Here is a 10,405-nt window from a genome sequence, read left to right on the forward strand (position 1 = left end):
ATACAAGACCGTTCCGTTTGTGCCTGATGTGAAGGGGGATTTGACAGATTATGTTCTTGAGAAAGGCATTCAGGGGATTTTCTTTTATCTCGCCGCTGAAGAGGCCGAAATCCGTAAAAACCCGGGTAAGCAGGTGACTGCGTTGCTCAAAAAGGTCTTTGGCGCAAACTGATTCAAGATGTTTTTTTCCTTGTCTCGGTTCCTCCGGGGTGAAAGAGTGCGGATGGCACATTTATCCCATCGGAGGAGTCAAAGAAAATGCGATACGAAGGACAGGTTTTCCGGCCGTTCAGTGAAGCCCACAGTTATCTTCTGCAGTGCACCATCGGGTGCTCGCACAATCGGTGCACCTTCTGCGGGATGTATAAGGACAGGAGATATCGTGTGCGCTCCATGGATGAGATCATGACCGATATCCAGATGGCCAAAGCCCATTACGGGGATCTGGAAAAAGTGTTCCTCTGCGACGGGGACGCCATCGCCATGGAGACCCCCGCTCTCCTTGAGATCCTTTCCACCCTCTATAAAACCTTTCCCTCCTTGCGGCATGTGGGCAGCTATGTGGGGCCGCAGAGTACCCTGGCCAAGGGGGCCGATTTGTCCCTGCTGCGGTCAGCCGGTCTGACCAAGGCCTATCTGGGCGTGGAGTCCGGGGATGACGTGGTGCTGGCTGCCATCAAAAAGGGGGTGAATGCCAAAGAGATGCTTGAAGCGGGACAACGCCTGGTTGCTGCGGATATCAACCTCTCCTCCATGGTGCTTTTGGGCATTGCGGCGGGCAATGGGGAGGCGGCACGGCAACATGCCGAGGCCACCGCAGAGATCACCAACCTCATGAAACCCCGCTATTTAGCCGCCTTGACCTACACCCCGGTTCCGGGGACCGTCCTGTTTAAGGCCTACGAAAAAGGCGAACGGGTGCTTCCCGACCCCTTCGAAACCCTGGAAGAGATGAAGATCATTTTTGAAAATATCACCATCGATCACCTGAAATTTGTCGGTGCCCATGCCTCCAACTACCTGCCGGTGAGCGGGGAGCTGCAGAAAGACCGGGCGAAGATGATTGAGACGGTGGATGGGATTCTTGAAACAAGGAATGTGGGGGCCTTAAGGAGTGAGGGGGCGCGGGGGTTGTAGGGGAGGCGAGAGGCAGCAGGCAATAGGATCGGCGAAGTAACTATTCAGCTCCAAAAAAAGCCTCCGGCGGCAAGGTGTGCCACCTTGAAAGCTGGTTGCGAATGTGCTTTGCCCCTCGTTCCTCGGGTCAAATCACATTCGCATTTGAGTCAACATAAATCCGAAATATATAGTTAAGACCTGTTTGTTAAACTTTTCAAAAGTTTAGCCCCCGGCAGGGCCGCCGGAGGCATAAGCTGAATAGTTACTCGGCATAAGGCGATCGTTTTTTTTGCGTTGATGGTGAACGATGATCGACTGTGGGAACGTGTATTTTTGCCCTGATCATGGCATCTATTTAACAAGAGACAGGTGAGGTCACAATGACTGTAATTGATTTCGAAGAACTATTTGAAATTCTTGTCGATTTTTATGAGAACCAGATGCCGTTCAACAAGCTCATCGGCATGAAGATGGAGAGGTTGGACCTGGAGACCGCGGTGGTGAAAATTGCCATGAAGGATGAGTTGGTGGGGAATGCCCACAAAGATATTCTTCATGGGGGCGTGATCGCGTCGGCACTGGATTTTACCGGGGGCGTCATTGCCCAGTTGAGCGTGATTAAGAAGATGAAACATGCAACGCCTGAAGAGTTGACCCGGCGCTTAACCCGCATGGGCACCATTGACATGCGTGTGGATTATATCCGGCCGGGAAAAGGGGATTATTTTACGGTCACCGGAGAGCTCCTGCGATTGGGGAACAAGGTGGCGGTGGTACGGAGTCAGTTTTTTAACGAGGCCGAGACACTCATTGCCGCCGGGACGGGAACCTATCTCGTGGGATAAATCCGGGAGGCGTGACGAGACAAACCGCTTGCGTCGTAAGGACGTGAAACGGATGTATCTCGGCGTGCCGTTTCTTCAAAAAGTGGGTCTTTGTGGTGTTTTTTTGTGCAGGAATAGAAAACCTGTTGACAAATTGCTTTGTATTCTTCAGATTAAGTGAAGTTGTTTATCTATAAGTCAAAGGAAACCAAACGTGCTCAGCTCATTAAACACCTTTCTCGCATCTCTAAACGCCAACGTTCGTGTGGTGGGTGTGGTGGTGCCTGTGGTGTACTTCGGCTGAGACTTTGATCCCATAGAATGAGACAAAGCCTGGCCGGAACTACCGACCGGGCTTTTTTTGTTTTTTATGGCGTATTTTTTTTAAAACATCCCAGAACGGAATTTTTTTTATGCTGACCCACCCTACACATTTCTTAGCCCTGAATCTTGCAGCCGCCATCGTCGTCGTGGTGGGTGTGGTCGTGGTGGTGGTCTGCGTGAGCAGGCCGGGGTGAGATGAGACGCATAATACAACGTTGATCACAAACCCCGGCCGGAATCATCCGACCGGGGTTTTTTTGTCTTTAAAATCTGTTTGTCAGACTTTTCAAAAGTCTGGCCCCCGGCAGGGCCGCCGGAGGCGTTTTTATTTCAATAAGGAAAGGAGAGAACCATGGAGTATTCAGGTGCGGAGATCGTGATTCAACTTCTCGAACGGCAGGGGATCAAGCAAGTGGCCGGGATCCCCGGAGGGACCAACCTCCCCCTTTACGATGCCCTTCGGGAGAGCCCCATCCGGCATATTCTGGCCCGCCATGAGCAGGGGGCGGGGTTTATCGCCCAGGGCATGGCGCGGTCGACCGGGCTGCCGGCTGTCTGTTTTGCCACTTCGGGGCCTGGGGTGACCAACCTGATGACGGCCATGGCCGATGCCCACCTGGATTCGGTGCCTGTGGTAGCCATTACCGGCCAGACACCGCTTTCGCTGATGGGCACAGATGCCTTTCAGGAGGTGGACACCTTTGGCTTGAGTCTTTCGGTGACCAAACACAATTTTCTGGTGCGCAGCGTTGAGGAGCTGGTGGAGGTGATTCCCGAGGCCTTTCGCATTGCCCTGAGTGGACGCCCCGGGCCTGTTTGGGTGGATATCCCCAAAGATATCCAGACAGCGACGCTTGATATCGAGGCTTTTCCCTCACCGGGAGAACGGATACCCGCCGCCTTCCCTGATGCGGCCCTGGTGGATGTTGCTGCCGAGATGATCGGCAAGGCCCAGCGGCCGGTATTCTACGCGGGGGGCGGGGTGGTCAACTCCGGGGCCGGGGAGCAGGTGAAGGCCCTGTGTGAGAAGGCGGGGATCCCGGTGGTCACCACCCTGATGGGGCTGGGGGCCATTGCTGCGGATTCACCGCTTTCCCTGGGAATGCTGGGGATGCACGGTTCGCGGTCCACGAACCTGATCCTGGACCAGGCAGACCTTCTTATTGCCGCTGGCGTTCGGTTCGATGACCGGGCCACCGGGCGGCTTGCCGCCTTTTGCCCCCATGCCCGCATCATTCATATGGACATCGACGGGGCAGAGATCGACAAGCTCCGGCCATCGGATTGCAGCATCACAGGAGACGCTGGGGAAATCCTTTCCCTTTTAATTCCAAAGGTAGAGCCCCGAGCCCGAAGAACCTGGGAAGAGGACGTCATCGCCATGAAGGCCAAACACCCGACCCCCCAAAGCGAGCTGGACGACGCCAGGCCTGCGGCCCTGATCCGGCGAGTGGGCCAGATGGCTTCAGGGGATGCCTTTGTCACCACCGATGTGGGGCAGCATCAGATGTGGGTGGCCCAGTACTACCCCCACCAGCGAGCCGGGAAATTGTTGACCTCCGGTGGCCTGGGGACCATGGGGTTTGGCCTGCCTGCTGCCATTGGTGCCTCCCTGGCAAACCCCGGAACCCCGGTTCTCTGTTTTTCCGGGGACGGCTCCATCATGATGAATATCCAGGAGCTGGCCACCCTGGCTGAACAGAACCTCAACGTGAAGATTATCGTCTTGAATAACGGCGCTTTGGGACTGGTACGCCAGCAGCAGGAGCTTTTTTACGGAGCCCGTTACTGCGCCTCTCAATATGACAGGAATCCGGATCTGGTCATGATCGCCAAGGGCTTTGGCATCGCCGGGAGCCGTTTCTCCCTTTCCACCTGTACCGATGAGGCGCTCCAGGCGTTTCTCCAGGCCGACGGCCCGGGGTTACTGGATATCACCACCCCCCAGGAGGCCAACGTCTACCCCATGGTTCCTCCGGGAGCCGCCAACACATCGATGATTGAAGGAGATTCCCATGCCTGATTGCACTCTGACCCTCACCGTTGCCAACCACCCCGGGGTTCTCTCCCGGATTGCCGGCCTCTTTGCCCGGCGCAACTACAACCTGGATGGGGTCTACGTGGTGGGCCTCACCGGTACCGGGGACAGCCGCATGCAGCTTCTGGTGAACAAAGACGAGAGGCTGCCCCAGATTATCAAGCAGCTGGAAAAACTCTATGATGTGCGTGATATTTCCGTGCATGAGGGGAGGGATATGCCCACTTGTTTTCAGCAGGCAAAGGCAGGGTAGGCCGAAAAGCATGCCTCCGGCGGCCAGGGGATTTTTAGCCAAAGTGGCTTCGTCACCTTGGACCCCAGGTTGCGAATGATCTCACCCATCGCTTCTTGGGATGAGATCATTCGCGGGAATTTTCATACACTTGGGGAAGGCCAGTTATCAAGCCCTTTTTAATGAGGTAGGGCAAAGGTTTGGCCTCCGGCATAAGCTAAATAGTTACCAACGAAGATTAGATGAAAAGGCAGGCAGATCCCTTTCAATCGGCTTTTCGCTGGTACCCGGGCTTGACCGGGGAATGCCTCCACGCCATTGTCAAAGCCCAGGCAGTTTTTCCATTCGGTGCACCCGGTCAGCTTGTGCCTCCGGCGGCCCTGCCGGGGGCTAAACTTTTGAAAAGTTTAACAAACAGCTCTTAAATACATATTTAAGATTTACGGTGGCCGGAGGCTTTTTGGGGAGCTGAATAGTGACCCCTTATTTAACATAGCCAAAAACGGGCAAATATTTGGCCCCCGGCAGGTCTGCCGGAGGCCTTTGGGTTGTATAACCTAACGGTCTGTTGTCTTGATTAATGTGGACTCGTCACCTGGGGTGTGTTTCCAAAGATAATGGTGATCGTCATCCTGGGTTGAATAGAGAAATTCGTTTGCGCCGGCCGGTTCCTTGTAAAGGATATATTTTTCCGGACTCATCTCACTCACCTCAATGAGCGCATCGCTCACCCCCGGTTGCATGGCATACACCTGATAGCTCACCGGGATACGCTGAATATTGAGATAGAAGGTATCAGCGACAACGCGAATATTCCCCCATACCTGATTGAAATCAGACAATGTGTTGAGATTTTCGACCTCAACGGTTCCCGCATCAGTGCCGTTGGAAGTCCAGATCACGTTATTCATTAAAAAATAAGGGGACCCATTCACGGCAACCATCTCTTTGACGCTCAAGGGCCTCGGGCTTTCTGTGGCTTTTACCAATTGTGTGCCATCCACCGTGCCGTTGCTTTTCCAGAGGTCCCGGTGGTTGGTATAGTTGTTGTTGACCTCTGTCTGTTTGTGGTCAAAGAAATAGAGCAGGCCATCGACATCAGTCAGGTTCCATGGTGGATTGTCGAACCCTTTCAGCAGCTGGGTCCCGCTGACGGTGCCGTCACTTACCCAGAGACCGCAGGGGTTGCTGTCCTTGGCCGCTGAGGCGAAAAGGAGTTTATCGCCGGAGGGGGTGAGGCTGCCATAAATATCAAAGGGTTCCTTGAGAACGGTTGTGCCGCCTTCTGATCCATCACTCTTCCACAGTGCATCGGGACCGCCGTTCTGTCCATTGACGAAAAAAAACAGCGTGTCGCCGATGGTTTGCAATTGCTGGATGTTTCCGCCTGAAATGGCCTTTACCTGGGTGGTGCCAGCTGCGGTGCCGTCAGTTTTCCACAGGGCCGTCTCTGAAGAGGATGGGGCCGTTCGGAAATAGACATGGCCCCCCAACGCCGCAAACGAGGAGCCTGCCGCGTCTGCCAGGCCCTCTTTCAAGGGGGCTGCCTCTCCGTCAAGGGTTGTGGTGAACAGTTGCGCTACTCCGCTGCCGTTGTCGGCGGTGTAATAGTAACGGTCCCCTGCCTTAAACGGATCGGCGTCAAAAGAGACCGAGTCACCGGTTGGGTTGGTATCGCTCAACAGGGAACTGACGATCCCGTCTGTTTTCCAGAGTTCCGTGCCGTGGGTGGCGTCGGCAAAGGGGATGAGGACAAAAGGCTTGTGGTAGATGGTGAACTCTTTTTCGCTTGTGTAGGTTCCGTCGGTCACCGTAATCACAACGCGCTGGGTCAGGGTGCTCTCTGCTTGGAAATCGGTGGTTGTCAGGGTGCCGGTGCAGTCATAGCCCCCGTCGGCGTTGGGGGTTGCGACAATGTCAGAGATGGTGGTCCCGGCGTACCCTGTCGGGGCGTCATCAGGGACGATGCGGGCCGTGATGGTGAGTCCGCTCAACGGGGTGTCCCGATCCGCGACGGTAAAGGAGAAGGTGAGGGTGGCCGAAGCGTTGACGTGAACCATCGTATCTAACATCGGACCGGTGATGTGCGGGCCTTTGTAGGCAAATCCGTCGTAGAGGCTCAGCAGGTGGAGGACCGGACCTTCAAACCCCAGGGCCAGGTCCCGGTCGGTGTCGGCAAATTCGAATCGTTGCACCCGTTCGGTGCTGCGGTACACATGGGTTTCGTCTCTTCCGGGGTAGACGGCTAATTTGAGGTATCCCGAGCAGGTGAGGCCGTCGGCACAGTAGTAGGCCCCTTCCGGGTTGTACCGGATGGATAGGGCGTTCTGATGGGCCGATCTGTCTCCGAAGTAGTAGGCATCGGTGAATGGATCATACTGGAGTTGAAAAAGGCTCCGGCCCAGTCGCAATACAGCGGCGGATCCGTCGACGGTTGAGACGTGCTGGAGGTCATTGACACGGTCCCGAAACGTGAAGATTCGGTACAGCGGGTAATACGATTTAATGTACGCCTCATGGGCCGGGGAGTAGAAAAACTCCTGGGCATCGGTCAGCTCGAGCCGATGGCTGTCATTGAGGGCAAAAAGCAGGATGTCGCTGCCCACCGTCTCAAACAGGCAATCCAGGGTGTCACTGGTGCAGGTTTGCTGAACGTTTTCCCAGTCGGGCCACCAGGCCTCTTCCCCTTCGCCGAACACAAGGCTCCGCGTGAGCATCGCCACATGGGTCTCATCAATGAATTCGATGCTTGTTAAAGGGGCTCCCTCGCCGAAAGAGTTGGACGAAAGGCGGGTGATCTCTGTGGTCTCCCCTGGTGCTGCCGCCAGGTCAATTTCATACAGATTCAAGTGGGGATAGGCAGGGCTTTTTTTGTCCGTACCGGCATAGCCCGTGGGCACAAAGGGCACCATCAGACGCGTCCGGTTCGGGGAGAGTTTTGCCTTTAAAAGGCTGTACACCGGGTTGCCTTCGGCGTCTTTGATGATCTCATTTTTTTCAAGGGTCAGGGCGCCCGCGTCGTTGTAGGCCGCGATTATGATCCGTGCACCGTCATGGTGGGAGATCACAAAGAGCAGTCGATTCCCCGGAAGGAGTCGGACCAGCGGGAGCTCCTTGGTTGAGAGCGCTTTGGGTGAGGCCAGGGCTTGGGCGATGGGAAGCAGATCGCCTGTGAACACGCTCGTATCATAGTCGAATCGCTTCGTTAAATAGTAAGGGCCGATACCATACTCAATCAGGGCTGCCTGGGCCAGGGACTCACCCACGATGGCCGCGCCGTCGTAGACATCCAGAATGTTTCCACTGGCGTCGAGGCTGGCGACGGACTTCATGTTCATTGCGTAGGTATCCCGACCATTGCCCATGACCCCTAAGTCCAGGGAGGTGTCTACCTTGGGGTGGGGAATGCTGAGATCCCCCATGGTGAGCTCTATGGTGAGCGAAACCAGGGCGCTGGGCCTTCGGTTCCGGTTATGGGCTTTCTGATGCTCAAAATCCGGGCTCAAGGGGTTCTCCAGACAGAGCTGGTTGCTGGAGTTGTAGATGGGAAATTCGGTGATGTGCAGGCGGTAGTCGTCCCCCCCTAAGTATTCCCAGGTAAAATCTGCGTGTTTGTTGAAGATCTCTTCCAGCGTGATGGTTTGGCTGAAGACACCGATCATGTCGTCGTCTTCCACGCTGAGGCTGTCATCTTCCATGATGGCCAGCTCCACGTAGATGGCGGCGGCATTGTATCCGCCTCCGGAATAGAGCACTGTATCAGGCGTCTCCAGTGTCTGTCCGTCTTTCACGCCCCCAAAGCGAAGGTAACCCCAGCCGTGGTTGCCGTCAATGATGGCCTCGCTTTCGGTAAAAAGCGAATGCAGGGCGTCTCCCTCCCCCGGTTTGTCGCTGATCACACCGACATAGGGGAGCATGCTGATCTCTGCGTTGTTTCCAGCCGATTCATAATTGGCAATGATCTTGACCCGATCAAGCTCAACTTTAAGATTGGAGACGGGCACAGAGCTCACCCTGCGAAACTCAACCTCCGCCCGTGTTTTTTTTCCGGTTCCCAACAGATATTTTGCGTTGGACTTAAGGACGTTGTTTCCGTTTTTAGCCGAACCTTGGTTTTGATAATTGGCGGTCAGGCTGTCTAAGTCGGCGTAGATGTCGCGTCCCTGGCTCAGGGAGTTGATGTCACTGCTTGTTTTTAAGCGTTGCCGGGCCTGTTCAATCTGGCCATTGCGGATGAGCTCTGCGATCTCTTCGGCTTCCGCCATTATGGCGACCGCGCCTACGGCAGTGGAGGTGCCGGCGATGACTCGGTAGACATCCGCGGCGCTGCCCAACGCTTCGTAGTCGAGGTTCACCAGCATATCGGCGTTTTGGGCAAACTGGAGCCCGGAGTTGGCGAGGTTGGCGCAGCCACAGGCAATCTGTGCGTAATTCAGCTTCTGTCCGTAGGTATCCACGTTGGTGTTTTGCTCGGGCACCCCGGACATAAAAAAGGTAAAGGAATCCTGGTTGTGCAGGCCGTAAAACGGGTCACTGCTGGAGTATCGGTTGATGCTGGCCCGGGCGCTGCCCAGGGGGTCATCCTGGGCGGCGAGCTCCACATCATGGAGATCGTCCACCAGATCCACCGAATCGCAGATCAGCCCGACAAAGTTGCCGGTCACGATGTTTAAGGTCTGGCTGGCCATGTACTTGACAAAGGCCCAGTTTGCGGCATTGATGTCATAGACATCCTGGTCGCTTGCCGTGTAGTCGAAGGTAATGGGCAGGGTGCTTTGGACCAGGCGATCCAAAGGAACCCCAAAGATAGGGCGGTTCGTCTGTATGATGACGGGAATACGGGGGAAATTGCCCTGCATGGCGGCTGTGATGCACGCGGTGTCTCCCGCCTGGCATCCTGTAAATTCATGGGTTTTATATGGCACCCCGTCGTAGGGAAACTGGGCCGAGTCCACCTGAATGGTTCGGTCTTTCCAGTTTTGATACAGGTCGTAATAGTTGGTCAGAAGGTTCAGGTATTCCACGTCCTGGTAAGGGCGTTGTATCTTCTTGGAAAAATCACGCATGACCACTTGGACTTTGTATGACTCGGGAACGGGCTCGGCCATGTTGTACGGCCCCAACTCTCCCCGGATACACACGGCTGAGTCCCCGTTTTCGTCTCGGCATTCATAAACTTCCCGGTCGTTCTGGTAATCAAAGCTGTGCTCAGTCTCGTAACTGCGCTTCTTCAGGTCGAACAGGGCCTTGTATTTGAAGCATTCGCCCTGGGGTTCAAATTCATGGCCCGTCTTCTCCGATTTAATCCACGCCTGCCAGAGCGCCACGTTTTCGTTGAGTTTGTCGCCGCTGGCGACGATGTCGTCGATATAGGAGGGGATGGTGAGTTTGGGGGCCATGCTGGTGTTCAGGTCGATGGTGACTTCCCCCTCGTTGAAGTACCCGTCTTCACCTTGTGTTTTAAGGGAAACGGTCTTCACGATGCCGAGCATGAACTCCTGGGTCTGGACACCGGGGTCGGTGGAGACCCGGGTGGTGAGGTTGAAAATGGTTTGGTTATCGGACAAACCGGGTCTGGGGGAAAGGGATGCGATCTTCTCGCCCGCCATGGAAAGGCTCCCGCTGGGCAGGATGTCCAGTCGCCAGATGCCGGTGTCTCGGTCCACGGCGTCGGCAAGGCCGGTCTCATCGCCCGTGTAGACATCGCCGTAGGGCGAGTAGAGTACAAAGGTAGCTTTTGCTTTTTCGGTGTCATCGGTTTCAATGTCAAAGGCGAGATCAAGGTCGTCCAAATGGGAGTCGAGGGTACTGAAGGTGTACGATTTCGGGTTGAAGTACGGGGTGGCATTGAACAATTTGGCCGTGGTT

6 protein-coding genes are annotated in these 10,405 nt (G+C 55.3%); 5 read left to right on the forward strand and 1 reads right to left on the reverse strand.

The window, feature by feature from the left end:
* The 5 genes from Q1Q75_RS21590 to ilvN form a co-directional block, all read left to right on the forward strand.
* A partial coding sequence (locus Q1Q75_RS21590; RefSeq protein WP_300675122.1) for a DUF4197 family protein occupies window positions 1–172 on the forward strand: 172 nt, incomplete at its 5' end.
* An 86-nt stretch (window positions 173–258) separates the two neighbouring features.
* Window positions 259–1,137 (forward strand): radical SAM protein, encoded by an 879-nt coding sequence (locus Q1Q75_RS21595; protein WP_300675112.1) that lies wholly within the window; start codon window positions 259–261, stop codon window positions 1,135–1,137.
* Between the two features lie 362 nt (window positions 1,138–1,499).
* On the forward strand, window positions 1,500–1,964 hold the full coding sequence (locus Q1Q75_RS21600; protein ID WP_300675114.1) for a thioesterase family protein: 465 nt from the start codon (window positions 1,500–1,502) through the stop codon (window positions 1,962–1,964).
* A gap of 655 nt (window positions 1,965–2,619) precedes the next feature.
* The gene (gene ilvB / locus Q1Q75_RS21605; protein ID WP_300675116.1) at window positions 2,620–4,290 is read left to right on the forward strand and encodes a biosynthetic-type acetolactate synthase large subunit; all 1,671 of its coding nucleotides are present in this window, start codon (window positions 2,620–2,622) and stop codon (window positions 4,288–4,290) included.
* Window positions 4,283–4,558, forward strand: a complete 276-nt coding sequence (ilvN, locus tag Q1Q75_RS21610; protein WP_300675118.1) for an acetolactate synthase small subunit — start codon at window positions 4,283–4,285, stop codon at window positions 4,556–4,558. The genes ilvB and ilvN overlap by 8 nt, the downstream gene beginning before the upstream one ends.
* Window positions 4,559–5,094: 536 nt before the next feature.
* On the opposite strand, the gene Q1Q75_RS21615 is transcribed toward ilvN, so the two are convergent.
* On the reverse strand, window positions 5,095–10,405 hold a 5,311-nt coding region (locus Q1Q75_RS21615), incomplete at its 5' end, for a hypothetical protein (protein ID WP_300675120.1).

Origin of the sequence: Desulfoluna sp., assembly GCF_030145185.1 — a bacterium.
GTDB lineage: Bacteria > Desulfobacterota > Desulfobacteria > Desulfobacterales > Desulfolunaceae > Desulfoluna.